This window comes from Paenibacillus caseinilyticus (assembly GCF_027533645.1).
GTDB lineage: Bacteria > Bacillota > Bacilli > Paenibacillales > NBRC-103111 > Paenibacillus_G > Paenibacillus_G caseinilyticus.
The window spans coordinates 1-25,112 of the sequence record NZ_JAQAGY010000003.1; the positions used below are offsets into that span (position 1 = coordinate 1).

At 57.1% G+C, this 25,112-nt stretch carries 18 protein-coding genes; 2 read left to right on the plus strand and 16 right to left on the minus strand.

The annotated features are described in order from the left end of the window. Nucleotides 1-199 precede the first annotated feature (199 nt). From O9H32_RS05575 to O9H32_RS05615, 9 genes are all read right to left on the minus strand, one after another. Entirely contained in the window at nucleotides 200-628 is a 429-nt protein-coding gene (locus O9H32_RS05575) for a hypothetical protein (RefSeq protein ID WP_269864901.1), read from the minus strand. 129 nt (nucleotides 629-757) lie between these two features. Further along, entirely contained in the window at nucleotides 758-1,099 is a 342-nt protein-coding gene (locus O9H32_RS05580; protein ID WP_269864902.1) for a DUF1801 domain-containing protein, read from the minus strand. Between the two features lie 21 nt (nucleotides 1,100-1,120). Beyond that, entirely contained in the window at nucleotides 1,121-1,567 is a 447-nt protein-coding gene (locus O9H32_RS05585) for a YciI family protein (protein ID WP_269864903.1), read from the minus strand. Nucleotides 1,568-1,683: 116 nt separating this feature from the next. Continuing rightward, on the minus strand, nucleotides 1,684-2,949 hold the full coding sequence (locus O9H32_RS05590; protein ID WP_269864904.1) for an RNA polymerase sigma factor: 1,266 nt from the start codon (nucleotides 2,947-2,949) through the stop codon (nucleotides 1,684-1,686). Continuing rightward, nucleotides 2,946-3,380, minus strand: coding sequence for a YciI family protein (locus O9H32_RS05595; RefSeq protein ID WP_269864905.1), 435 nt, complete (start codon nucleotides 3,378-3,380; stop codon nucleotides 2,946-2,948). Before O9H32_RS05595 ends, O9H32_RS05590 begins: the two co-directional genes overlap by 4 nt. A gap of 80 nt (nucleotides 3,381-3,460) precedes the next feature. Then, entirely contained in the window at nucleotides 3,461-4,297 is an 837-nt protein-coding gene (locus O9H32_RS05600; protein ID WP_269864906.1) for an alpha/beta fold hydrolase, read from the minus strand. A 371-nt stretch (nucleotides 4,298-4,668) separates the two neighbouring features. Continuing rightward, nucleotides 4,669-6,267, minus strand: coding sequence for a xylulokinase (locus tag O9H32_RS05605; protein WP_269864907.1), 1,599 nt, complete (start codon nucleotides 6,265-6,267; stop codon nucleotides 4,669-4,671). Nucleotides 6,268-6,463: 196 nt separating this feature from the next. Beyond that, nucleotides 6,464-8,104: an extracellular solute-binding protein gene (locus O9H32_RS05610; RefSeq protein ID WP_269864908.1), complete on the minus strand. Its 1,641-nt coding sequence runs from the start codon at nucleotides 8,102-8,104 to the stop codon at nucleotides 6,464-6,466. Nucleotides 8,105-8,127: 23 nt separating this feature from the next. Further along, nucleotides 8,128-10,452: an AraC family transcriptional regulator gene (locus tag O9H32_RS05615; protein ID WP_269864909.1), complete on the minus strand. Its 2,325-nt coding sequence runs from the start codon at nucleotides 10,450-10,452 to the stop codon at nucleotides 8,128-8,130. A gap of 295 nt (nucleotides 10,453-10,747) precedes the next feature. Between O9H32_RS05615 and O9H32_RS05620 the strand changes: the two genes are divergently transcribed. Beyond that, complete coding sequence (locus O9H32_RS05620) at nucleotides 10,748-12,106, plus strand: jacalin-like lectin (RefSeq protein WP_269864910.1); 1,359 nt, start codon at nucleotides 10,748-10,750, stop codon at nucleotides 12,104-12,106. Nucleotides 12,107-12,159: 53 nt separating this feature from the next. Beyond that, complete coding sequence (locus tag O9H32_RS32765; RefSeq protein WP_319946925.1) at nucleotides 12,160-15,261, plus strand: S-layer homology domain-containing protein; 3,102 nt, start codon at nucleotides 12,160-12,162, stop codon at nucleotides 15,259-15,261. 128 nt (nucleotides 15,262-15,389) lie between these two features. Here the strand turns inward: O9H32_RS32765 and O9H32_RS05635 are convergent, their stop codons facing one another. The 7 genes from O9H32_RS05635 to O9H32_RS05665 all read right to left on the minus strand — a co-directional run bounded on the left by O9H32_RS05635 (nucleotide 15,390) and on the right by O9H32_RS05665 (nucleotide 25,081). Beyond that, a complete protein-coding gene (locus O9H32_RS05635; protein WP_269864911.1) occupies nucleotides 15,390-16,376 on the minus strand; it encodes a substrate-binding domain-containing protein in 987 nt (328 codons plus the stop codon). Beyond that, nucleotides 16,369-18,180: a cache domain-containing sensor histidine kinase gene (locus O9H32_RS05640; protein ID WP_269864912.1), complete on the minus strand. Its 1,812-nt coding sequence runs from the start codon at nucleotides 18,178-18,180 to the stop codon at nucleotides 16,369-16,371. Before O9H32_RS05640 ends, O9H32_RS05635 begins: the two co-directional genes overlap by 8 nt. Next, nucleotides 18,177-19,805: a helix-turn-helix domain-containing protein gene (locus O9H32_RS05645; RefSeq protein WP_269864913.1), complete on the minus strand. Its 1,629-nt coding sequence runs from the start codon at nucleotides 19,803-19,805 to the stop codon at nucleotides 18,177-18,179. The genes O9H32_RS05640 and O9H32_RS05645 overlap by 4 nt, the downstream gene beginning before the upstream one ends. 149 nt (nucleotides 19,806-19,954) lie before the next feature. Continuing rightward, nucleotides 19,955-20,980, minus strand: coding sequence for an ABC transporter substrate-binding protein (locus tag O9H32_RS05650; protein WP_269864914.1), 1,026 nt, complete (start codon nucleotides 20,978-20,980; stop codon nucleotides 19,955-19,957). 125 nt (nucleotides 20,981-21,105) lie between these two features. Beyond that, nucleotides 21,106-22,095 carry an ABC transporter permease gene (locus O9H32_RS05655; protein ID WP_269864915.1) on the minus strand — a complete coding sequence of 330 codons (990 nt, stop codon included), beginning with the start codon at nucleotides 22,093-22,095 and terminating at the stop codon, nucleotides 21,106-21,108. 13 nt (nucleotides 22,096-22,108) lie between these two features. Continuing rightward, nucleotides 22,109-23,599 (minus strand): sugar ABC transporter ATP-binding protein, encoded by a 1,491-nt coding sequence (locus O9H32_RS05660; RefSeq protein WP_269864916.1) that lies wholly within the window; start codon nucleotides 23,597-23,599, stop codon nucleotides 22,109-22,111. Nucleotides 23,600-24,064: 465 nt separating this feature from the next. Further along, nucleotides 24,065-25,081 carry a glycoside hydrolase family 43 protein gene (locus tag O9H32_RS05665; protein WP_269864917.1) on the minus strand — a complete coding sequence of 339 codons (1,017 nt, stop codon included), beginning with the start codon at nucleotides 25,079-25,081 and terminating at the stop codon, nucleotides 24,065-24,067. Nucleotides 25,082-25,112: the final 31 nt, after the last annotated feature.

Genomic DNA, 25,112 nt, shown 5'->3' on the forward strand with positions numbered 1-25,112 from the left:
TAACGGATGGGTTCGCAACACCATAGCTTAACGACCTTCCTCACCAGCCGTAAGAATAGTATAGAACGTCTCAGTAAAATTTTCATTATTCTGTGGTGCCCCGGCAGGGGCATGGATGGCTAACAGGCTGCCTTTCCTTTCCTTTTTGTAAATAAGCAGCTTTTTTACATACTTGTACACCTAAACACTACAAGGTAATCTACTCACGCTTCAGAGCCCTTTTACATATCTCTATTAAATCCTTAGTTTGTTCCAGGTCAATTATTAGATCTGGATCTCCTCCATAAGTCAATGAAACAACTAGAACAATATAATCCCTAATTATATTTATGATAACCGTACCTTGTCTTTTAGGTTTGGAATCCGTTAGATAAATTATATCAACCATATGCCTCTCTTGATGAAATACTCCTTCGAAAATCATTTTGTATGCAGTTTCAAAAGCACCAACTAATCTACTGAACTCTGCTGAATTCAACTCGATTTCGGCAATCATTCCATATTTATGACTTTGAGCTACCTTCATTTGATAATAGTTATTCTCACTTTTTGATAATATAATTACCCCAGAACCTTCTTCAAATTCTGATTCAATCTTTATAAATCCAATCTGTTTACATTCATTCACACTTATTTACTCCTTATCGTAAGGGTGCTTTTCAAGAGTTATTCGTAAGAAAGCCGCTATCCCGCAGGACAACGGCTCCCTTACTCTCCTCTTTGCATTAATGTACCTTGGCGATCTCCTGCTGCATCTTTACAACGAGCCCGAAGCCTGCCCTACCCATGCCCCTAACTGCGCCGGGTCAACCGAGTCCCCTTTGCGCAGCTTCAGCGTTTTTCTCTCGGGCGGCCCCTCGAACATGCCTTCCGGAAGTTCCAGCCCGGCGGCGTTGAAGATCGTAAAGCTAACCGCGTCCTTCGAAGTGGAGATCACTGCGGCGTATTTGCCGTTCTTCAAAAAATGGGGCTTCTTGTATTGGATACGCTCCTGCACTTCCGGGATCGCTCCATGGACGACTTCACGCAGGGCAGCGGACAGTTCCCCCTGCCACGGTTCCTTAATAGCTTCAATAAAATCGGTGACTTCCTGACTCATTCCCGAACACTCCTTTTGGAATTATATTCGTTGTAACATGTGGAGTTGATCCTGAAGATCGGCCTCCAACGCTTCGATTCTCGGGTCCCGCCAAGCATCCGTCGGCTCAGCCAGCCTCCGCAGCTCGATCCGCCATTCGGCCCCGCCCCGGCCCATGCCGGCTGGAATCGGCATCCGGAGCGCCCACTGCAGCGCCTCGTCCTCCGTCATCACATCGATCAAGGCGAATCCCGCAAGGAGCCCGGCATCTGCCGGAAAAGGGCCGGCCTGCACCTCAGGCTCTCCGTCATACGGCCGAACCCGTATCCGGATCCCTGCCGAGCTCGGCAGCAGCTCCTCTGCCGCAAGAAGCACACCCGCCTGGGCCAAAGACTGCCAGTACGCAGCCACTGCAGCGTCGTATTCCCGGCCGTGCTGTACTCCAGCTTCCGAATACCCTGTCCCCTTGACCATCAACATGTACCGCATAACCGCTTCCCTCCTGGTGGGAAGAAGATTTATAGGCGCTGCCAGCCCGCCTTACTGCTTCCCCTGCTATAACGACGAAGGGGAGACCCGGTAATCGACATGCCGCCGAAAAAAAATCATTCGGAGGCTCCGGTGATACATTCCGCGGCCCGGTTCAGCAAAAGCGCCCTCTCCCGTTCATTGCGGGTCAAGCCTGCAGCACGTTCAAATTCCGTACGCGCATCACTGTACCGCCCCAGCTTCACCAGGAGATCGCCGCGGACGCTCGGCAGCAGGTGATAGCCCTGCAATGAAGGCTCCGCCTTCAGCTCGTCGATCATCTGCAGGCCGAAGGAGGGGCCGAACGCCATCGAGATGGCAACCGCCCGATTCAATTCGACGATCGGCGATGGCGACACTCTCGACAGCGCTTCGTATAGAGCGGCGATGCGGATCCAGTCCGTCTCCGCCGCCGTCGGCGCCTGCGCATGACAGGCCGCAATGGAAGCCTGCAGCGCATAGGGCCCGAGGGCCCGCCCCAGCTTCCGGCTGCGCTCCAGAGCCGCCAAGCCGCGGCGGATCAGCAGACGGTCCCACTGCGCCCGGTTCTGATCCAGGAGCAGAACGGGCTCCCCTCTGGAGTTCACCCGCGTCTTGAGCCGCGAAGATTGAATCTCCATCAGGGCCGCCAGGCCATGAACCTCCGGTTCCCCGGGCGCGGTCTCAGCAAGCACGCGGCCGAGCCGCAGCGCCTCCTGACACAGCAGCGGGCGGACCCAGTCATCCCCGGATGTGGCCGAATATCCCTCATTGAACATGAGATACACCACCTCAAGTACCGCAGACAGGCGGCCTTCGAGTTCCTCCTCCGACGGAAGTTCGAAGGGAACCTTCTTGGTGCTCAGGGTACGCTTCGCCCGGACGATGCGCTGGGCGATCGTGGATTCGGCCGCGAGGAAGGAGCGTGCGATCTCATCCGTAGTCAGCCCGCATAGCAAGCGGAGCGTCAGGGCGACTCTGGCCTCCTGCGATAATACAGGATGGCAGGTCATGAAGATGAGACGAAGAAGATCGTCGCCGATCTCCCCGTCCACCGCCTTGTCGATGTCGTCCTCCGTATATAGATCCGTACGGCGAGCGAGTTCGGCATACTTCTGCTCCCGCAGCTTGGACCGGCGGAGCAGGTCGATCGCGCGCTGCTTCGCCGCCGTCATCAGCCAGGCCCCCGGATTGTCGGGGATACCGGTCTCCGGCCACCGTTCCAGGGCAATGACCAGAGAGTCATGAGCCAGATCCTCTGCGAGACCCACGTCCCGCACCATTCTTGTTAATCCCGCGATCAGCTTGGCCGACTCGATCCGCCACACCGCATCTATGGTTCGATGGGCAACAGAGCGGCTCAAGCTCTTTTCTGCTCCTCTACTTGTTGGCGGAGCGCCGCTTCTCTTGCCAGCGTCTCGGAATTCTCCATGAGGTCCTCCGCCTCGAACACCTGCCTGAGCTCAATCTCGCCCTGTCCGAATCCATGGGGATCCGGCATACGCATCGCCCATTCCACCGCTTCCTCCCGGGACTTCACTTCAATTAACGTATACCCGGCGATCATTTCTTTGGCCTCCGTGAACGGGCCGTCCACCACCTTCGGTTGGCCTCCCGGTTCCGGATACGAGATGCGGATCCCGCCCGAGCTGGGCTGCAGCCCATCGGCAGCGAGCAGCACACCGGCCTTCACCAGTTCCTCATTGTACTTCTGCATGGCCTCGATGAGCTCCTGGCTGGGCATGACCCCGGCCTCCGAATCGGTTGTAGCTTTCACAATCATCATGAATCTCATTTTTATACACCTCCCATAATATGGTCAAAATTCAGATGGCCGCAGCCCAATCTCAAACTACGCCGTAGATGTTCTTGTATTTATAAGGTCATGACGTTACTTCGAGCGGTATCGCTAAGAAAGAATGCCGCAAGCTCCGGAGCAATACGCCTGGTATCGAGCTTCTTCGTATGACCAAGCCCCTTCCGGCTCAGCAGCTGCGCATTCGGCAGCACCCTGGCCAGCGCCTGGGCGCTATGCCGCAGTACGGCCGGGCTCTCCGTACCTTCGAGTACCAGCACGGGCATCGTAACGGCACTCCACCGTTTGGCGGGAAGCGGCTTCCCCTCCATATAGCCGTGGAGCAGGGCCGCATCGTACGGAAGCGTGTGCGCCACATCCATGAGCTTCGACCACACGCCGGGCATGATGCGCATCATGCCGACAATGAGAGAAGGCGCCCCCATGCCCTGGGTCATAAAATACTTGATGGCGTCAGCCCGGCAGTTCGCGGCAATCAGCGCCGTCACATGCGCCAGGAAATCGTCCGGCGCCCTGCGATCTGCAGCATCGACCACAAAGGGAGGCTCATGCAGGGCCAGCTTCGTGATGCCGGCTCCCGCCGCCGCCGCTTGGAGGGCAAGAACCGCTCCGGAGGAGAGTCCCCACACATAGGCCGAACCGCCGGCGGCCTCTATCACGGCCTGAAGATCTTCGATCTCGCGCTCGATGGCATACGGCTGTGTATCCCCGCTGTCCCCGCGGCCGCGGCGGTCGTAATTGTAGACCGTGAAGCGGTCTGCGAGCAGATCCGCCAGCTGCACCAGGCCCGGGAATTTGCGGTAGCTGAACGCTCCCCCTATCAGGACGAGCGCCGGCCCTTTACCGACTTTGTCATAAGCGATCTTCGTGCCGTCTTTGGAAGTTACGGTGTACATAGGAATGCCCCCTTGGGTTGTTGTTATTAAGACGACGAACCGCCGGCGGATAAATCGACACACCCCCCAAAATATTTTTAAAAAAAATCGGAAGCGTACCCACCACTAAGAACAACCCCTGATCTAACCGGGCAAACTGAGAATCCGGCCATCCCCATCGTGAGACTGGCACCACTCTCAAATATGGCATAGTATCCCATATCTATCATCTATCGGAAGTATATCATAATTCACAATCGGCCAGGTTAAGATCCTTAAGCTTCAGGGCATCCGTGCTTCTGGGCATGCGCACAAAAAAACAAGGGGCTGCCGCGACAGCTCCTTGTTTCCCATCGAGGATAAGATCCTCGGTTTCTCTTCATACTGTTAATCTATTTAAGATGCTCAACTGCCGCTCTCTCGATAGCCAGTCCGCTCTTGTACCGCCCCATGAATACTTCAAAGCCTTCGACATCCTTAGGATCCGGCGACAGGGTTACACCCGTTTCTCCTGCGAACACTTTCTGGCTCAGATACGCCTCCAGCGTTTCATTCTCCGACTTGTTGATCATATAGGAGGCCAGCAGGGCAATGCCCCAGGCTCCGCCTTCCCCAGCCGTTTCCATAACCGAGACCGGTACGTTGAGGGCACCAGCCATGATCTGCTGTCCTACCCCCTTGGTCTTGAACAAGCCGCCGTGGCCTAAGATTTCATCCAGCTGGACAGCCTCTTGCTTGAGAAGGATGTCCATGCCGATCTTCAGGGCGCCGAGGGCCGTGAACAAATGGACACGCATGAAGTTAGCCAGGTTGAAGTTGCTGTCGGAGGAGCGCACGAACAGCGGACGCCCTTCTTCGAAGTGGGTCATATGTTCACCGGAGAGATATCCATAAGCCAATAAGCCGCCGCAATCCGGATCCCCCTGCAGGGCAAGGTTATACAACGTGCCATACAGCTTATTCATATCCGATTCCAGACCCATGACCCTGCCGAATTCTTCGAACAAACCAACCCACGCATTGAGGTCGGAAGAACAGTTATTGGAATGAGCCATGGCGACCAGGTTACCGGTTGGCGTGGTCACGAGATCGATCTCGCCGTAAGCCTTGGATAACTCTTTCTCCAGGACAACCATAGCGAATACGGAGGTCCCGGCCGATACATTACCGGTGCGCTTCGCTACGCTGTTGGTTGCGACCATTCCCGTCCCGGCATCCCCTTCCGGCGGACACAGCGGAATGCCGGCCTGCAGCTCTCCGGTAACGTCCAGCAGCCTTACGCCTTCTTCCGTAAGAATGCCAGCGTTTTCACCTGCAGTCAGCACCTTCGGCAGGATCTCCTCAAGCTTCCAAGGAAGGTTGCGGGATGCTGTCAATTCGTTGAACTGATTCATCATGACAGCGTTATAGTTTTTTGTGGCGATATCGATAGGGAATACACCGGAAGCCTCGCCAACGCCCAGAACCTTCTGTCCGGTCAGTTTCCAGTGGATGTATCCGGCCAGGGTCGTCTGGAAGCCGATACGGGCTACATGCTCTTCCTGATTCAAGATCGCTTGATACAAATGGGCGATGCTCCAGCGCTGCGGGATGTGAAAGTTGAACAATTCGGTCAGCGTCTCGGAAGCTTGTCCGGTGATATTATTCCTCCATGTGCGGAAAGGAACCAAGAGCTCTCCCGCTTGGTCGAAAGCCATGTAGCCATGCATCATGCCGCTGAACCCGATCGCTCCGATGGTTTGCAGCGTGACTCCATACTGCCGCTTCACATCGCCAGCCATCGCTTGATAGCTGTTCTGAATGCCCTTCCAAATCTCCTCTATGCTGTAAGTCCAGACATTATTCACATAGCTGTTCTCCCAGTCATGGCTGCCGGATGCGATAGCCTTATGATCTTCGCCAATGAGAACTGCTTTAATCCGGGTTGAACCAAGCTCGATACCAAGTACTGTTTTGCCGTTCTGGATGGCATGTTTCACATCAAAACTCATGAATGTTCCTCCATCATACAATGTAATAGTATTCAATGCAGTGAACTAATTTATATAAAAATAAAACAAACTATAGCCCCTACTATACCATAGAATAAAAGACAGGAGTATTTAAAAATATACGATTTACTTGTATTATTTTACGGTCGCCACATTATCCCTTAGCGAAGGCGCGTCAGGGCGCGCACGTCCCGGTTTATCGATCCTGAGGAGCGGTGAAGCCGCGTCCGGCACGGTGGTCATCGTTCGCCTCCTTTACTACCTGCCCGCCGCCCGCTTTCATAAACTCCTCCACGAAAACATCAAAATAATCGAGGGGCATGTCCCCCGTAATGATGGAAATATAGGCCTTGTTCCGAAGCTTAATCAGTTCCGGGCTGTTTTGTATTAAGGAGGGGAAGGCAACCTTCAAAGCATTGTAAACGCCGTGCTCGTCAAGCCCCAGGGTGGCCGCCCACTTGTCCCTCCGGTCTGCAGGCGTACCTGGGACGGCCATGCCAATATTAGCGCCAATACGATTGGTATAATTCACCTGCTTATCAAACGGCGGCAGGATGACGACATCCTCCTTCGCATTGCCCGCCCATGCCCAGTGCTTTCCTTGTACCCCGTATTTCATCTTCATATGTTCTTCCAGATCCGGGTTCGCGCTGACATAATCGAGAATCTCCAGAATTTTGGCCAGTTTTCCCGGCTCTTTGGCTGCATGGGCACCTATCGCGGTATAACTCATCAGCATATCATAGGCCTTGGAGCCGCTCTTTCCGCCTGGTCCGGTAACGGGGGGGCCGAACACGATCCTTGCCTCGCTGTTCTTGCGGGATAGCTCCAGCGCATTGAATGACGCTTCTACCGGAACCTCTTCGCCTAGTTCGTTGAACACCTGGTAATCGCCGGCTTGAATCCAGTGATAGTAGTTGCCCATCGAGGTCATGCCGATCCTGCCTTGAATGAAGGCATGGGACAGGTGCTTATAGCCGCCCTTGTTCTCCCCGGTCACGAACTCCGGATCGATCACTCCGTCCTTATACCACTTCTGCAAATACCGGAGCGCTTCCTTCATCTCCGGCTCCAGCGCCCCGATGACCAGACGGTGATCCTTCTCCGCAAAATAAAGCTGTTCGGTGAAGACCATCTGACCGAATGCACCGAATATGACATTCATTCCTTCGCTGGAGAGACCATACGTATCATTCTTGCCGTTGCGGTCCGGGTCATTGCGGGTGAACGCATAGATCACCTTCTCGAACTCCTCGAGCGTTGCGGGGGGCTGGAGACCCAGCGTATGAAGCCAGTCCTCCCTGTACACGACCGGAACCCGGTACCTGTTCATCGGATTGACTACAGGGATGCCATATTGGCTGCCTTCAATCTGTCCATATTCCATGTACCCTGGCGCGTTCGCTTGGATTAAGCGGGTCAGGTTCGGCGCTTGGGCAGCCAGCATCCCCTCCGGGATCTCGGCAAGCACGTGCTGGTTCCGGTACTTCAAGAGATCTTGCGGCTGCCGGATCCGGAACAGGTCGGGGATCTCACCCTGCGCAAGCCTCAGATTCAGAAGCGCTTCGTAATTGTTGTTCTCGAGATTCCAAATATCCAGATCCACATGAAATTTGTCCTCCAGATAACGGATCATCTCCGCATCCCCCGGAACGGCCTCGTTCAGGTGCATCGTCCAGGAAATGGTATACCGCTGGTCTTGGGAGAGTGCCTTGGAATCCGGAGAGGCTTCCGCACCCCCAGCCTGGTCGGTTGGTGCCCCGCAAGCGCCCAGGGCGAGGAGCACCGGAAGAAGGAGAAGCAAGAGCAGGCGGCTCCGATAACGTTCCATTCGCATGACCTTCCTCCGTACATGGATGTCTATCCCTGTTTCAGCTGGCTCCGGACATAATTCTTCGGCGTGCAGCCATGGAGTTCCTTGAACTTTTTGATAAAGTAAGCGGGTGTTCCATAGCCAACGGCGCCGGAGATCTGTTCTATGGTCATGCTGTGATTCTGCATGAGCTCTAATGCGTGTTCCATCCGCTTCTGCGTTACATATTCGGTATAACCGATTCCCGTTTCTTCCTTGAACATCCTGCTAAGGTATTTCGGGCTCAAGAACACTTTCGCCGCAAGGGCATCCAGCGAAAGATCTTCCGACAGGTGCGAGCCAATATGGGCTTTGACGGCTTCAATGCTTTCCATGGCCCGTTCGTCACTGCGCTTCTCCATATGGCCGTAGCACTCGGCAATGGACTGAACCAGCCATTCCCTGAACCGGTGGATGTCACTGATGGCATGGTACTGCTTGTGGAGATCGATCCGGAATTGGCCGGATGGCTTGAACCTCACGTTTTTTAGAAAATCGGAGTACATCGAGATCATATTCATGAGGATAAACCGGCAGTAATCCGCCGCATACGGGCCTTCCTTCATCTCGCTCAAGAGGTTGTCGATGGCCGCGGTCACCCCATCCAGGCTCCTTGCTTGGAGCTTCTCCTTATACTTCAACAGCAAGGATTGCGGGATTTCCTGATGGCTTTGTTCCCGGTTCAGCAGGCTGAAATCCTGAATCATCGCGGTTTCGGGGTAGAAATAGCCGTATTTGATCAGCGTCTCCGCCGCCGCAAAGCTCTTATGAACTTCGATGCATCCATTCACCCATAAGCCTACGGAAATGGTAAGCTCCAGGCCAAACTGAGTTCGCACTTCGGACAAAACCAGATCGCCTATATACGCCAGCAAGGCATCGTCCGGATGGTGGGTGAGCACCATGACGACAATCTTGTGATCCGGCAGTTCTTCCGCAATCACGTAGGCGTCTTCGAAGACGGCTGCCTCCAACTGATTGATCAGCTTGTAAATGACATACTGGCTCGTCTTGGAGCCCAGCGCCTTGAAGTCTTGGTTCACCGGGTCGATCACCATGCAGCAGCTCTGGGAGAAGTCCAACGGAATGTCAAGCGACAGCAGCTGCTCTTCCAGCTCGTCAGCTTGGCAGCTGTTCCGGAGCATCGTAAGCACCACATTGTGCTTGATCACCGGTTTATTGGCCTGGAGCGTCTCCTCCAAGCTGTTCACCTTGCTCGTCAGCTGATGGATGGCCGTATCGATCAGCTTGTACTCATTGTGCCTGGCCTCGGCGGGAGAGTCGAACAGACCCTTAATCTTGTTCATTAACCGCTTAATCGGATGATAGCTGACAACCGTGAATATACCGGAGAGCACCAGTCCTACCAGGAGAGTGCACACGCAGATCGCCAGGATCACCTGCTGCAGCACAATCGACTTCTGATAGAAGGTATGTTCCTGAATCCGATTGTAGAGGGTCCAGCCGCTCGATGAGAGCTTCCGGCCGGATACGACATAGGAGGTATGTTGGAGAGTCTCGATGAAGCTTTGCGCTTCCGCCGGAGATGCGAGCCATCTCTCGATATCGTCCGTTTGAGGGGGCTTGCTCCCCAGCATGGTTTTATCCGCTGCCGAGATGATGATTCCGTTCGAATCCATGAGGTAGGTGCTGCTATAGTCAGAGGGCATCATTTGCCCGATGAGGGCAGAGATCGCGGATTCTTTGAGATCTATGCCAATAATAAGGCTGCTTGCTTCGCCGGTCGAACCGAAAGGATAGCTGTGGGCATAGGTAATGAGCGGCTGCGCCGGGTTATTGCCGGATACGCCCGCATAGATATCTTTGGGCACCATGCGCGCAGCGGTCCACAGGAAGGGGGTATCGCTATGCCGCATCCTGTCGATCCAGTCCATCGTCTGGAGTGCTTCATCGCGAACATCCACATCGTAGTTCAGTCCGTAGAGGGATGAGATCATCACGCCCGGCCCCGGATAGAACAAATGAATGGCGTGAACGAGATCCGAATGCTGGATTACCTCCTGCTTTAGCAGGTCTTGCATATCGATAATTGTACTGCTGCGTCCCTCCAAGGAACCCCTCGTATTCAAATCGGCAATCGCCGTTTTCTCCAGCGTCAGGTCCAAGTAGATCTGATTGACCCGATCGACAACGTCCGATTCAATGGCATGGGCCGTATTCTCCAGTATCATCCCATTCTTGCTCCGGATTTCTTCATTATAATTCCGTGGCAATACCCTATAGAAAATGGAGCACAGCAAAAGAACGATAACGACGACTATCGTTACATAAGAAATCGCCAGGTTGGCAAAAACAGAGTTCAGCCTTCTCATCGTTCTCCCCCCTCCTTCCAATTCCACATTATACAACATAGGCCGCGGCTGTTTTCGCCTTAACCGAAACTTAACACTCCACATGAACGGCGTCGGAATACAGCCGATTCCTCTCGTTTCTTACCTGCCGGCTTGGCCTGATGCGCCCCAAAACCCGCCCGCTCCAATCCGCGTGCGTCTCCATAGACCGTACGATTGTGATATCAAGCGGAAATTGTTCTATTGAGGCGAAGAGGCCCGGATGCTAGATTGATGTCGTAGTCAAAAATGGCATGCAGAAGGGTGATGGAAGAGAATGCGGAAACGAAGTAGAATGATGGTCTTTACGCTGGCTGTTACGCTCCTGGCTCCCCTGGGGATAACGGGCGGCTACCAACCGGCGAGCGCGGCAGCGGGCAGCTTCGACGTCCTATCCTATAACGTAGGAGGGCTGCCGTCGGTCCTATCGAGCAGCGCGGACCCCGAAACCTACACGCCCTTGATCGGCGCTAAGCTTGCGCCTTACGAATTGGTGAATGTGCAGGAGGATTTCAATTACCATGCCTCGCTTTATGCCAGCGATACCCATCCTTACCGCACGCCGACCTCTGGCGGCGCCGGCATTGGCAGCGGCCTGAACACGCTGTCCCAATACCCGGTGAACGATCTGCTTAGAGTGACCTGGAACAAAAGGTACGGACTCTTCGATAACGGCTCGGATGAACTCACGCCCAAAGGGTTCACTTATACGCAAGTCAAGATTGCCGGCGGGACTTATGTCGACGTCTATAACCTCCATGCCGACGCGAACACCGACACGCTGTCGAATGAGGCCAGACGCGATAACTTGAGCCAGTTGGCCGCCTACATCGAGGCGAACTCGCAGGGCCACGCGGTGCTCGTATTCGGCGACACCAACTGCAGGTACACAAGGTCGGAGGACAACCTGAAGGCACTGTTCGTAGACAGGCTGGGACTGAAAGACGCATGGATCGAAAAGATCCGGGGCGGCAGCTACCCGAAAATGGGGGATGCCGCATTGCTGGGCACACCGGGAGAGACCGGCCCGAGCAACGAGGTGGTGGACAAAATCTTCTATAGAAGCGGCGCCGCCGTATCGCTGCAAGCGAACGCCTACAAGGTGGAAGATACCTATTTTACCGATTCAACCGGCCACCAGCTTTCCGACCACTTTGCCATCAGCACGAATTTCTCCTTCTCGACTAGTGCAGACGTGTCCTACAGCGACCTGGTCGGCGGAGACGGAGGAACGGCCTTCAACTTCCTAAGAAGCGCAGCGCCGGCGGCAAGCAAGCCTGTCTCAGTCACCTTAAGAGGCGCAAGCCGATTGGACGCGGTGTCGATATCCTATGCCGACGGATCTACGCTGACCAACGGCGGAGCCGGCGGCAGCACGGCCTCACTTACGCTCGGCAGCGGTGAATATTTCACCAAGGCGCTCCTGTACCAGAATACGTATAACGGAAGCAGCCGGGTGTTCTATCTGGAGTTGACCACGAATCAAGGCCGCACCATCGCTGCCGGAACGAAGAGCGGAACCCCGTACACGTTAACCGCCCCTGCTGGCAGCTCCATCGCAGGCTTTATCGGACGTGCCGGCGATAACATAGACAAGCTGGGGCTGATCTACCGGACCTTGCAGCCTGCAAAGTAGACACAAACCGAGACAACAATCAGAACTACAATCAGAGAGGAAGACATCCGAACATGAATGTTAGAAGAAACTTTACAACCGCCACAGGCGTGCTCCTTCTGCTGAATACGATGCTCGGAAGTTATGCCAGTGCAAGTGCGCCATCCATCCCATCCACTGAAACCCTGCCTGCAGGCTCACCAGCCGCAGATCTGCCATCAGCGCCGGCTTGGGGACACTTCGTAGACCAATACAAAGGCAACACGTCCGTGAATCTGGCTGTTTATTCCAATCCTTCGATCGGAGTGCTCTCCCAATTCCTCGAACTCTGGACACCCGGAAGCTCCTGGGATAACGGGACCCCACTGAACAGCTCCGTGCTCGATGCCAACATTCAGAAGGTCGTTGACATCGCGGCCCGCCGTACGGCCGCTGAAGCCGATGCCGCCTACCTCGACGATCGCCGCAAGCAGAGCTACTCCGTCATCGACGGCCTGGGTCCGCTGACCGATGTGTACCGGACGAACGCGGGCGCCACGACGACCATTAACGAGGTCCCGGCCGATGCCACGACCAAAAAATACGATGACGGGGGAACCGATGCCGGCGACCCGAACTCGGAACTCGGGCGGATCGTCACCCTGGTCAAAACCCTGCGCGGCAATTATTCGTCCACGAATCCGGCGAAGATCTTCTACAGCTACAAACGCCCGTTCCGCTGGGCCGACACGTCGGTCATCGTCCCTGCGCTGGTTCCTGCCATGAGTACGACGCCGGCCACCGATGGCGGATTCCCGAGCGGACACACCAACGCCTCGTATCTCAGCGCGCTGGCTATGGCCTATGCCATTCCCGAGCGGTTCCAGGAGCTGCTGACGCGGGGGTCGGAGCTGGGGCATAACCGGGTGGTAGCCGGGATGCACTCCCCTATGGATGTCATGGGCGGAAGGGTCATGGCGACGGCGCTGTCGGCTGCGATCCTCGCGGATCCGGACAATACCACCGTGAAGCAGGCGGCTTATGAGGAAGCGCATGCGAAGCTGCTTACGCAAACCGGTACAGCGGAAGACCGGTTCAGCGACTATGAGAAGAATAAAGCCCAATTTACCGAGCGTCTGACCTACGGGTTCAGCCAGATGAATTCCACTGCAGAACCCATGGTGGTTCCGAAGGGGGCTGAGGTGCTGCTCGAAACCCGGCTGCCTTACCTGGATGCCACGCAGCGCCGCGAGGTTCTCGCCACAACCGGCCTTCCTTCCGGCTATCCGCTGCTCGATGACCCCGAGGGCTGGGGACGGCTGAATCTCTTTGCCGCCGCGGACGGATACGGCGCATTCGACCATGACGTTACCGTGACCATGGATGCGTACCAAGGCGGCTTCCATGCGCTGGATCGCTGGCGGAACGAGATCTCCGGCACAGGCAAGCTGACCAAAGAAGGATCGGGTACGCTCACGCTGCAGGGCAGCAATACGTATTCCGGCGGCACACAGATCCATGGCGGCACACTCAAGGGCGAGTCGGCGACAGCACTAGGCAGCGGCGGTGTTACAGTGAACGGAGGCACCTTGGTTGAACAGGTTGCCGGCAAAATGACCATCGGCGGGAATTATGCGCAGGAAGCTGGCGGTACGCTGGAGCTGAACCTTGGCGGTACGAATGATCTGCTGGAGATCAAGGGTGCGGTCCATGCAGACGGTACACTGCGTCTGAACTTCACGGACTCCTATATGCCGGGCAGCAGCGTCATCACCCTCATGACCCATGGCAAGGATCAACGCACCGGACAATTCAGTTCCGTCGAAACGACAGGCTTACCCAGCCAGTACGACGTGAATGTCCTCTATCAATCCGATCGGATCGAGCTGGCGGTGAATCGCACTTCGTCGGACTCGTCGTCATCCGGCCATTCCTCTTCCGGTGCAGGTACACCTGCTGTGAATACGCCTGCAGCAGACAAGCCAGCTCCAGCGAAGGACGCTGAACCGGCCGCGGGCAACCAGCACAAACAGAGCATCTCGGTCACGGCGGCGGTTGACGCAAGCGGCAGGGCAGCCGCAGAAATAACAGACAGCCAGTTAAGTGATCTGCTGAGCAAGGTTAACGCCTTGGCGGGAGACAGCATGGTGGCGGAGCTGAAAGTAGAAACCGCCCAGCAGGCGAAGGCTGTAGGGCTCACGCTTACCAGAGCTGCGATGGGCAAGCTGTCAGACAGCAAAGCGAAGGAAGTGGAGATCACAACCCCATTGGGCAGCATGACGCTCGATAAGGCCGTATTGAAGTCCTTGACGGGCTCTGCGGGAGAGCAGATCCGTATGGGGATGGCCGCAGCCGATACAGCCGCTTTCGATTCCGAAGCCAAGCGCCTGACCGGCACGAGGCCTGCAGTGGAATACACAATCCAATCCGGAGATTCTGAGGTAACGAGCTTGGGCGGAGGCAGCCTCAAGGTCCGCATCCCTTACCAACCGGAGCAGGTGGAAGACATCCATGCGCTGGTTATCAGCGGCATCGACCGGAACGGCAAGCCTCATCTTCTGCCGCAATCGGGATTCAGACAGCGTGACGGACAGATGTCCTTCCGGACTGACCATCTGGGCACTTATGCCATAAGCTATAACCAAGTCAGCTTCAGCGACACATCCGCCCATTGGGCCGGCAGCCCTATCACCTTCTTGGCTGCACATGGGATCGTATCCGGCTCCGGCGGCGGCCTATTCTCCCCCGATGCGGACATTACGCGGGCCGAATTCGCCAAATTGCTGGCGGGCCTCGCCCCTGCCGATGGTTCCCAATATCCGCTCCCCGCGTTTACGGACGTCCAAGCAGGCGAATGGTATACGCCTTATGCCGCATGGGCCGCGGAGAAGCATATTGTCCAAGGGAACGAGTATAGGCAGTTCCGGCCGAATGACCGGATCAGCCGCGAGGAAATGTGCGTCATGCTCAAGAGGTTTGCCGAGGTGACAGGCTACTCCTTGCCTGCCCATACCGAAGCCGCAAGCTTCGCCGACCAGCGCCTCATCAGCGCATGGGCGGCCGATGCAGTCAGCGCCCTGTATCAAGCGGGCTTCCTTGCCGGCAAAGGCAATGGGCAGTTCGACCCGCAGGGCAGTGCCACGAGAGCGGAAGCCGCGAAGCTGCTGACGGTACTCCTTCAGGACATGATGGAGTAGCCCCCCTCTTCGAGCTTCAACGAATAAGATCGGAAGGATAGGACATTCGCCAGGCAGGCCACCCTGCCCGCCGGATGTCCTTCTTCCTGCTGCCGTATGTCCTTGTTCTTGTCGCCAAGCGCCCGGCCTCAGTCCAATTCGTTGTCGAACGGGAATAGCAGCTTCTGGTTCTCCTTCGAAAACATGCTGCTTCGGGTAATGCTTACGGCGCCCGTATCGATCCATGGGGCGACAGCCGCTCCGGAAGAAGCTTCGACGGCCGTCTTGACGGCCAAATACCCCATGTTGAACGGCTTCTGCACGACGATGGCCTGCAGGACGCCTTCCTCCAGGAAGGCGACTTCCCTCATCGAACTGTCGAACCCGACCATCGGCACCCTCGTGCCTTCCGGCTGCCCTTCCTTCAAGGCTCTTGCGGCCCCGACGGTTGAGGGCTCGTTCAGACCGATGAAGCCGTCCAGTGTCTTGGCATCCGGACGCTGCAGCAGCTCCGCGGTCATCCGGTAGGCGAGCTCCTCCTCGGCGTTCGTATAGATGAGTTGCGCAATGGTCATGCCCCTCTCCTCCAAGCTGTCCCTCACTCCTCTCTCCCGCTCCACCGCAGGGGTGGAGCCCTTCACGAAGCTGACCACCACCTTGGCCCCCGGCTTCAGCAGAGCCCGCATGGCATCGCCGACCTGCCTCCCGGCGGCATAATTGTCCGTGGTGATTAAGCTTGCAGCCGCCGTTCCATTCACTCCCGAGTCGACCGAGATAAGCGGAATGCCGGCTTCCTTAATCCTTCTGCTCACGGGAGCCAGCCGGTTATAATCCGTAGCAGCCAGGATGATGGCTCTGGGCTTGCGCAGGATCGCCTCCTCCAGCAGACGGATCTGCTCTTCGACCTCGGTCTCCGCTGCCGTACCGGCCATCTGCACCTCCACACCATACTCCTTGGCGGCTGCCGCAGCCCCTTGGTTCATCGCCTGCCAGAAGGAGATCCCGGGATCCGTAGTCTTCGGAATAAACAGAATCGGCCTGCTCCCCGCATCGGGGCCTGGCATCCGGCCGTAATACCCCAGTGCGGCAGAGAGCAGCAGCATGGCGGCCAGCACCACTCTCCATCCTTTATTCAACCGCCTGCCCTCCCTTGTCCACCAGCTCCGGTATCCGTATCGTCACGACGGTCCCTTCCTCCAGTTCGCTCTGAAATTGAAGGCCATAGCCGGAACCGAAAGCAAGCCGGATCCGTTGATTCACGTTATGGACGCCTACGCCGGAGCCCGCGGAAGCATCCGCAGTCCGCTGAAGCCCGCCCAGCATCGTCTTCATCTTGCCCTCAGGCATGCCGGCCCCATCGTCCGACACCGTCAGCTCGATCCCGCTGCCCTCCCGCCGGCCAGAGATCCCGATATGACCCGGTTCGGCCTTATGCTTGATGCCGTGATAGATGGCGTTCTCCACGATCGGCTGCAGAACAAGCTTTAATATTTTGCAGGAGAGCAGTTCCTCCGGCACTTCAATGGAGTAGGTGAACTTGCGTCGGTACCGGATCTGCTGGATCGTCAGATAATGACGGATCTGCTCGAGCTCTACGGCAAGGGAGACCAGCTCCTCCCCTTTGTTGATGCTGGAGCGGAGCAGCTTGGCGAGTGCGGAGGTCATGCTGACGACCTCGTCCATTTTCCTTGTTTCGGCCATCCAGATGATCGAGTCGAGGGTATTGTATAGAAAGTGGGGCTTGATTTGGGCCTGAAGCGCTTTCAATTCACTAATCCGCTTTTTCTCCTGCTCCTGAACAATCTGCTCCATCAGATCTTGAATCCGGCCGATCATCACATTGAAGCTTCTCGCCAGCTTGCCGATCTCATTGGTGCTCTCGATATCGACACGCTGCCCGAAGCTTCCCTTCTCCGCCAGCTTCATGTGGGCTTCCAGCGCCTTGAGCGGCCTCGTCAGCGTGAAGGACAGGATCACCGATATCGATAAGGCAATGGCAAGACAGAGGCTTCCCCAGAAGGCGGCGGACCACTGCATGGCATGCTTGTTCCGGGTGAGATCCTCCGGGAAGACGACGCCCACGATCTTCCAGCCGAACCGGGTTGTCGATACGGTGTAGATCTTCGAGTCCGTCCCGGTTCCGAAGGTCATCGTCCCGTCCTTGGACTCCAGGATCTCCGATATTCGCTCCGTCTTCAGCTGTGTATTCAAGATCTGCTGCTGCGGATGATATACAAGGTCGCCTGAAGGAGCCAGAATATATACATACCCCCGCTTACCGAGCTGAATCTGCTTGCACAGATTGTCGATCACGCTGTAATTCAGATCCACCAGCAGCACGCCCCCGTCCGCTCCTTCTCCCGAAGACTTCGCTTGGGTGGAAGGTATCGTTGTGCTGATCGAAACGACCCACCGGTACTCTCCCCTGAATAAGTTCTGAACATGCGAGGAAGTGATCGCCGTACCTCCCTCCAGCCGCCGCGCACTCCCATACCACTCTTGCTCCTGCACTTCGGAATAAGGCTTGAGGCTCCCCCCGATCCGGTCCGAGACCATCCCCCCCTGCCCGCCGACGAAGAGAATGGAAGCAATGTCCTTACGGGAGGCAAGGATCGTACGAAAATAGGCGCTGAGGTTCCGTCCCAGCTCCTCCCCTTCCGCGCTGTCGTGGCGCGGCCAGGAAGCGTACCGCTTCAATTCCCCGCTGCTGAGCGCAAGGGACGCGATGCTCTCCATGTTGTAGATGTAGGTCTCGACATTGGTATGCACCTGCTTGACCAATTCCTTCGTATATTCGAGCGAGGTGCCGGTTACCGCATCCGCGGAGAGCCGGTAAGCGGTAAAGCTGAGGATCGCCGTGGTGCAGAGGATGAGGGCGGAGAAAGCCAGCGCGATCTGCGTGTGGATGCTCTGGACTTGGAAGAGCCGGACTCCTCTCATACCGTCTCCCCGGCTGCAGCGCGGCTGCGGAATTCCTTGGGTGTCCTTCCGGTATGCCGTTTGAAGATGACACTGAAATACTGCGGGTCGGGGTATCCCACACGGGATGCGATGTCGTATGCCTTCAGACCTGTAGCCGCCAGAAGCTCCTTCGCCTTATCGATCCGCAGCCGGGTCAAATATTCCACGAAGGTCAGTCCGGTATGCTGTTTGAAGCATACGCTGAAATAACTGGTGCTCATATAAATGTGATCGCACACGTGCTGGAGAGCCAGGTTCTCGTCGACATAATGCTCTTTGATATAGGCTTCGGCAAGGCGCATTTGAGACTGGGTCTCGATACTCCGCTTCTCTCCCAGATAACAGACCACCCGGTGACATAGCCCTTCGAGCCACAGCTTCAGCTGATCCAATGTCCGGACCGCTCTCATCTCCTTGAACGGATCTCCGCCGAACACCTCCGCTTCCTCGCAGCCGGTCTCCGCCACCCAGTTCATGAGAGCCACCAGAAACTTATACAGCATGCTGTAACATTTCTCCACCGGAAGGCCCGCCGACCTCCATTCCTCGAGCCAGGCGGAGAGGACGCTGCTGACCTGATTCCCCTTGCCCATCTTCAGCGCCGACAGCAGCTTCTTCTCCCATTCCAGGTATTCCATGGAATGGATGCTCGTCCCCTGCTCCACATCGCTGATGCACAGAATGCGGTTGCTCCCAAGCAGCAGCCGGTACTCCAGCGCCGAGCAGGCTTCCCGGAACGACTGGGGAATCTGCGCCGGGGCCGAACAGGCCCGCCCGATGCCAATGGACAAGGTAAGTTTAAGATACTTCTCGACGCTGTAAGCGGTATGGCTCGCCAGCGCCTGGGCCAGCGGCCCGACTTCTTCCGGAGTGCCGCAGAGCAGAACGCCGATCCGGTCGTCCCTTGTCCGGAAGACCGCCCCGCCGCTCTCCTTCTCGAAGATCTCCTGAAAAATATTAAACACGGCGAAATGCAGCAGCTCGATATCCGAGCCTGCGGCGTCCACCGCCCCCGCGGGCTGGGCGGTCTGCCAAGAGTCGATATCCGCGGCCATCGACAGGAAGGCCGGTCCGGGCAGCGGCAGTTGAAAATAGTCCAGCTTCCGGCTCATCTCTTCCTTCTTCAGGACCGAGGTCGACAACCGTTCCAGGAAACGCTCCTTGAGGAGGGGCAGGCTCTGGTTCAGCTGCTGCCGGATGACACTGAGGTTCTCCCTCGCCGCCCTCTGTTCATCCAACTCCGTCTTCAGCCTGCCCAGGAACTCCATGAATTCCCTGGAGTTGATCGGCTTCAGCAGATACTCATTCACCTTCAGCTTGATCGCCTCTTTGGCATAGTCGAATTCTTCATAGCCGGTGATGATCACGATCTTCGTATCCCGGCACTGTTCTGCCGCATAACGGCTGAGCTCCAGCCCATCCATGAAGGGCATGCAGATGTCGGTAATGAGCACATCGGGGCGGAGCCACTCCAGCGCTTCGGCCGCGTCCCTGCCGTTATCGTAAGCTCCGAGCAGCCGGAAGCCGCAGGCGGCCCAGTCGGTCTTCTCCATGATGCCTTCCCTGACCTCATCTTCGTCATCTACCAGCAGGAGTGAATACATTCGGGTCCACCTCTCCGATTTCCAGAATGAAAGACCGCCATTTCCAGATGAACCGCCGCAGTCATGTAACCGCTTTATTCATTGTACATCGAATGCCCAAAGAGACAACCCCTTGCGGGACTGCCTCTGCCGGTTTTCGCTGCCCGGCCCTAATTATAGAGCAGCGGCTTGATCGTATCGGAATCCATATTGCTCTTATCGTACCAGTGGAACCCCGTATCGATAGTCTTCGGCACGCTCTCGCCTTTGACCGCCATGGCCGCCGCCTTGACGGACCAATAGCCGATCCCGATCGGATCCTGCGTGATGGCTCCCGCCATCCTGCCGCTTCGGATCGCCTCGATCTGCTGCTTGCCGGAGTCGAAGCCGATGATCACGAGCTTCTCCTTCTTAAGCTCGGCAGCCGCGTTGAGCACGCCGATCGCGGAGCCTTCATTGGCGCCGAAGAAGCCCTTTACACCTGGATGCGCCTGAAGGATCGCCTTGGCCAGGTCCGTCGACTTCAGATGGTCGCCTCCGCCGTATTGAACGTCCACGATGCTGATCTTCGGATACTTCTCCTTGATCCGGTTCACGAAGCCGTCGCGGCGGTCGACGCCCGTGCGGCTGGTCTGATCATGGACGATCAGCGCAATCTCGCCCTCCTGACCGATCAGCTCCGCCATCTTGTCGGCAGCCAGAGCGGCGGCCGCCTTGTTATCCGTCGCTGCCGTGGTGACCGGCACGTCGCTTTCGACGCCGGAGTCGAAGCCGACGACCGGAATGTTCTGGGCTTTGGCCTTCTGCAGCAGCGGAGCCACGGCTTTGCTGTCCAACGCGGCGAGGGCGACCGCCTGCGGCTTCTTGCCGAGCGCGGCCTGCAGCATCTCGATCTGCTTATCCACCTGCGTCTCGGACTCCGGGCCTTCGAATGTAATCTCGACTTGGAACTCCTTCGCCGCTTTCTCGGCCCCCTGCTTGACGGCCTGCCAGAACTGATGCTGGAAGCCCTTCGAGATCACGGGAATATACACTTTGCCAGCGGCTGCCTTCGCGTCTTCCGACTTTGGCGCTTCGGCGGCTGCAGGCGCATTCGCCTGCTGCGATCCGCCCCCGTTTCCTCCGCAAGCGCCCAGCATGACCGCCGCCATCACCGTTACTCCCGCAAGCGCAAACCAAGATTTCCTTTGTGCCATCGTCGTCTCCCCCTTGTTTCCTACTGATCGATTCCCACAGATCCATTCCCGCTACTCCACTGATCCATTCCACTGAGCTATGCTCACTCCAGCCCGGAGGCCCTGCCCGCTTCCCTTCAGCTCGCTTACTTCTTCTTGCGCCGCAGAATATCCGCGTATACCGCCAGGATAACGACGAGCCCGACGATCACCGTCTGCCATTCCTGCGGAACGGACAGGATGCGCAGTCCATTCGTTAGGACGCTCATGATCAATGCGCCGATCACGGTGCCGAGGATCGAGCCCTGCCCTCCGCTCAGCGAAGTGCCGCCGATGACGACCGCTGCGATGGCTTCGAGCTCATAACCCGCTCCCAGTGCAGGCTGCGCGGAGTTGAGGCGGGATGCCATCATGATGCCGGCGATCCCGCTGAACGCCCCGGTGATCGTGTAGATGATGATTTTCCACTGATCCACATTGACGCCGGACAATCTCGTCGCTTCCTCATTGCTGCCGAGCGCGAAGGTGAAGCGCCCGATGATCGTCTTGGAGAGGATGATGCTGGCGATGACCGCAAGTCCGAAGAAGATCAGCACCGCGTTCGGAATGTCAAAGCCCGGCAGGATGGCGCCGAGCACAGAGCCCATGGAGATATCCATAAACTGAGGCGTATCGTTGAAGTAGATCGGCTTCGTTCCCGAAATGACCAGCGACAGTCCCTTCGTGACCATCATCATCGCCAAGGTCGCGATAAAGGGCGGGATCTTCATCTTGGCCACGGCCAGCCCGCTGATCAGACCGCATACGGCCCCTGTAAGGATGCCGCCGAAGATACCGAGCGGCATAGGAAGCTGCCAGGTGGCGATGATCACCCCGGTCATCACGGAGGAGAACGTCATGACCGTGCCCACCGATAGATCGATGCCGGAAGTGATAATCACAAAGGTGGAGCCCAGCGCCAAGACACCGATGACGGCCGTGGATAAGATGATCGCGACCAGGTTGTCGAAGCGGAAGAAGTTGCTCGAAGCCAAAGAAAAGACCACGACCAGCAGGATTAAACTCGCGAAGGCAAGCACTTTCTGCATCGCCCCGGTTCGGATCGAAGGCTGGCGGTTTAGTGAAGCGACTTTCATGGGTACATCCTCCTTACGTTCGCATCGTTGCCAATCTCATGATTTGTTCCTGTGTCGCATCCTTGCTGTGCAGCTCGCCGGTAATCCGCCCCTCGCACATCACCAGAATCCGGTGGCTCAGCCGCAGAATTTCGGGCAGCTCCGAGGAAATCATGATGATCGATTTCCCATCGCCGGCCAGCTGCTCCAGCAGCGCGTAGATCTCGCTTTTGGCTCCCACATCGATCCCCCGGGTCGGCTCGTCGAAGATCAGAATATCGCAATCCCGCGTGAGCCATTTGCCCATGACGACCTTCTGCTGGTTGCCTCCGGACAGGAACTTGACGAGCTGCCCGGTGCCCGGGGTCTTGATCTTGAGCGATTCGACATACCGCTCCGCCGTCTCGGCGATCCCCCTGTCATCCATCCAACCCCATCGTCTATAGCTGGCATAGCTGGCCACCGCGATATTCGTCTTCACGTCCATCTCGGTCAGAAGCCCGAACTGCTTGCGGTCCTCCGACAAATAGCCGAGGCCTTGGGCTACCGCATCATGAGGCTGCCGGATCCGCACCGGCTTGCCATGAATACGGATCTCCCCCTGGTCGATCGGGTCCGCGCCGAAGATGGCCCTTGCCACCTCGGTGCGCCCGGCCCCCATCAGCCCCGCGAACCCTAGGATTTCACCCCGGCGCAGGTGGAAGCTGATATCCTTCAGCTGCGATCCGCGGCTTAGGCCCTCCACCGCCAGTACGACCGGACTCCGGTTCTCCGCTACGGCGGGCTTCGAGATATGCTGGATCTGCCGGCCCACCATCATCGCAATAATCTGATCGATGGTGATGGACTCCGTCCGCACGGTATCGATATAGCTCCCGTCCCGCATGACCGTAATCCGGTCTGTGATGCGCTTCAGCTCCTCCATCCGGTGGGAGATATAAACGATGCCGACGCCCTGGCTGCGCAGCTGCCCGATGATCCGGAACAGCTCCTCGATCTCCGATTGGGTGAGCGCGGCGGTCGGCTCGTCCATGATCAGCACCTTGGATTCGAAAGAGAGCGCTTTCGCAATCTCCACCATTTGCTGCTTCGCTACCGTCAGCCCGGAGACCGGGCTGCCCGGGTCAAGCTCGAGATGGAGCCGTTCGAACAGCTCCTCCGTCCTGCTGTGCAGTGCCTTCTCATCGAGAAACCATCCCCTGCGCGGCTCGCGTCCGATGAAGATGTTCTGGGCCACCGTCAAATGCGGCATCATGTTCAGCTCCTGGTGGATGATGCTGATGCCCATCTCCTGTGCCGCTTTCGTATTCGGGATCTCGACCTCCTGTCCTTCGTACCGAATCCGGCCCTCGTCCTTGGCGTATACTCCGGTCAGGATCTTCATCATGGTCGATTTGCCGGCGCCGTTCTCCCCTACCAGAGCATGCACCTCGCCGGACTGCAGTTCGAAGCGGCACCCATCCAGTGCAAGCACGCCGGGGAACCGCTTCACGATTCCCTCCATGGATACCAAGGGTCCACGCATGGCCTTCCCCCATTCCTGTCTGTGATTTGCTGCCTGTGTGTTTCATTGTAGAGCCTGCCCCGGCATAGGGGAGTCGAGGAATCTATGGAAAAAGTTTCATTTTTATACGAAGGCAGGTTAAGATCCTTCCCCAGAGATCACGTATTAAGGTATAAGGAAAACCGTCCGGATGCCCGGACGGTCCTTCCGCGTGCTTGCCCATACGAGCGATGGGTATGGGATTCCAGTCGCTGTTAAAGTCCTGTGGACTTCCACCCCATCCCCATTCCATCTCTACTCTCTTCTTGGCTCCTACCTTACCCAGAACCAAACAAGGCGGACAACAAGCTCCACCCCGAAATTTTAATTCTACAGATAAAAACCAGGCGTCCCTGATGGGCAACGCCTGGTATGGGGAATGCCTAGTCATGTCTAAGTCTCCAGCCTCGTGCCGATCTGCCGGGAAGGACTTTCCTCCCCGCTCATTCACCTAGCATCTTCCACTGGCCCATGAAGATCCTCCCGTGCCGTCACGACCCGGAACCGGTCTCCCGTGTCCTTCATGTCATACAGCTTGCACCGGGAATCCGGCATTTGGAACGGTTGATGGAGGATGAGCATCGGGGCCCCCTCGAAGGTGCGGAACAGCATGCCGTGCCCGCTGTCTCCCCGGACGAGTGGCTCCAGCTGCTCCCAGGGCCCTTCCAGCCGGCCGGATACGGAACGGGCCTGGGTCTGCACATACTGCCCTTGATCATAGCTGGACCACAGCATTACGAGGTGGCCGTCCCGGGTCCGATAGAGCTGGCAGCCGTCCGTAACATAGATGCTCCCCTCTACGCCGGGTGTCTGTTCCGCCGTATCCCAGGGCGCTTCCGACGCGCTGAAGAGGTGGACCGGCTCCCCGGCCGCCCGAGACAGATCCTCTTCGAGGGGAACCGCTTCGACCGTGCCGTCCCTCACCTGGATCCACTCGTGACAGTAGACCATCCACGGGCTGCCGTCCGTCTCATCGATATACAGCGTCCCATCGAGTGTCATGAGCGAGGACGGTACGGTTGGCCCTTCCGATTGGAGCAGTTCGAACGGCCCTTCGAGCGAGGAGCTCACCGCCACCGCCGTTCCGCGCCAATGATTCGGCATGGGGATCAGCGGGGAATCCTCGAGCTTCCTGTCGTTGTTGTGCAGCGTAACAAAAAGGTAGTACCTTCCCTTATATGCATGAACCTCCGGCGCCCAGGTTCCGTGCTGGGGATTCGCCCAGATTCCGTCCGGCACCGTGAAGACGACATAGGGCCCCTCCCAGTGCCGAAGATCCGCACTCCGGTAGGTCACCACCCCGTATCTCTCCATCCCGTGGATCTGCGGTCCGCCGCTCGTGTACAAATAATACATGCCGCTCTCCTCATCCGCCACCACGAAGGGATCGTGGGCCGGGATGTCGGACAGCCGCAGGCCCGGCTTCGGTTGGGCGGCGTCAGAAGCTTCGTTAAATATGCTCATAAACCATCCTCCTGCTTAACGGGAGCATACA

Excerpts from the sequence above, each read along its gene's own strand:
- O9H32_RS05655 (WP_269864915.1), bottom strand. The coding sequence starts at position 22,095 with ATGAAAGTCGCTTCACTAAACCGCCAGCCTTCGATCCGAACCGGGGCG.
- O9H32_RS05640 (WP_269864912.1), bottom strand. The coding sequence starts at position 18,180 with ATGAGAGGAGTCCGGCTCTTCCAAGTCCAGAGCATCCACACGCAGATC.
- O9H32_RS05660 (WP_269864916.1), bottom strand. The coding sequence starts at position 23,599 with ATGCGTGGACCCTTGGTATCCATGGAGGGAATCGTGAAGCGGTTCCCC.
- O9H32_RS32765 (WP_319946925.1), top strand. The coding sequence starts at position 12,160 with ATGAATGTTAGAAGAAACTTTACAACCGCCACAGGCGTGCTCCTTCTG.
- O9H32_RS05620 (WP_269864910.1), top strand. The coding sequence starts at position 10,748 with ATGCGGAAACGAAGTAGAATGATGGTCTTTACGCTGGCTGTTACGCTC.
- O9H32_RS05610 (WP_269864908.1), bottom strand. The coding sequence starts at position 8,104 with ATGCGAATGGAACGTTATCGGAGCCGCCTGCTCTTGCTTCTCCTTCTT.
- O9H32_RS05665 (WP_269864917.1), bottom strand. The coding sequence starts at position 25,081 with ATGAGCATATTTAACGAAGCTTCTGACGCCGCCCAACCGAAGCCGGGC.
- O9H32_RS05615 (WP_269864909.1), bottom strand. The coding sequence starts at position 10,452 with ATGAGAAGGCTGAACTCTGTTTTTGCCAACCTGGCGATTTCTTATGTA.
- O9H32_RS05580 (WP_269864902.1), bottom strand. The coding sequence starts at position 1,099 with ATGAGTCAGGAAGTCACCGATTTTATTGAAGCTATTAAGGAACCGTGG.
- O9H32_RS05600 (WP_269864906.1), bottom strand. The coding sequence starts at position 4,297 with ATGTACACCGTAACTTCCAAAGACGGCACGAAGATCGCTTATGACAAA.
- O9H32_RS05650 (WP_269864914.1), bottom strand. The coding sequence starts at position 20,980 with ATGGCACAAAGGAAATCTTGGTTTGCGCTTGCGGGAGTAACGGTGATG.
- O9H32_RS05605 (WP_269864907.1), bottom strand. The coding sequence starts at position 6,267 with ATGAGTTTTGATGTGAAACATGCCATCCAGAACGGCAAAACAGTACTT.
- O9H32_RS05595 (WP_269864905.1), bottom strand. The coding sequence starts at position 3,380 with ATGAGATTCATGATGATTGTGAAAGCTACAACCGATTCGGAGGCCGGG.
- O9H32_RS05585 (WP_269864903.1), bottom strand. The coding sequence starts at position 1,567 with ATGCGGTACATGTTGATGGTCAAGGGGACAGGGTATTCGGAAGCTGGA.
- O9H32_RS05645 (WP_269864913.1), bottom strand. The coding sequence starts at position 19,805 with ATGTATTCACTCCTGCTGGTAGATGACGAAGATGAGGTCAGGGAAGGC.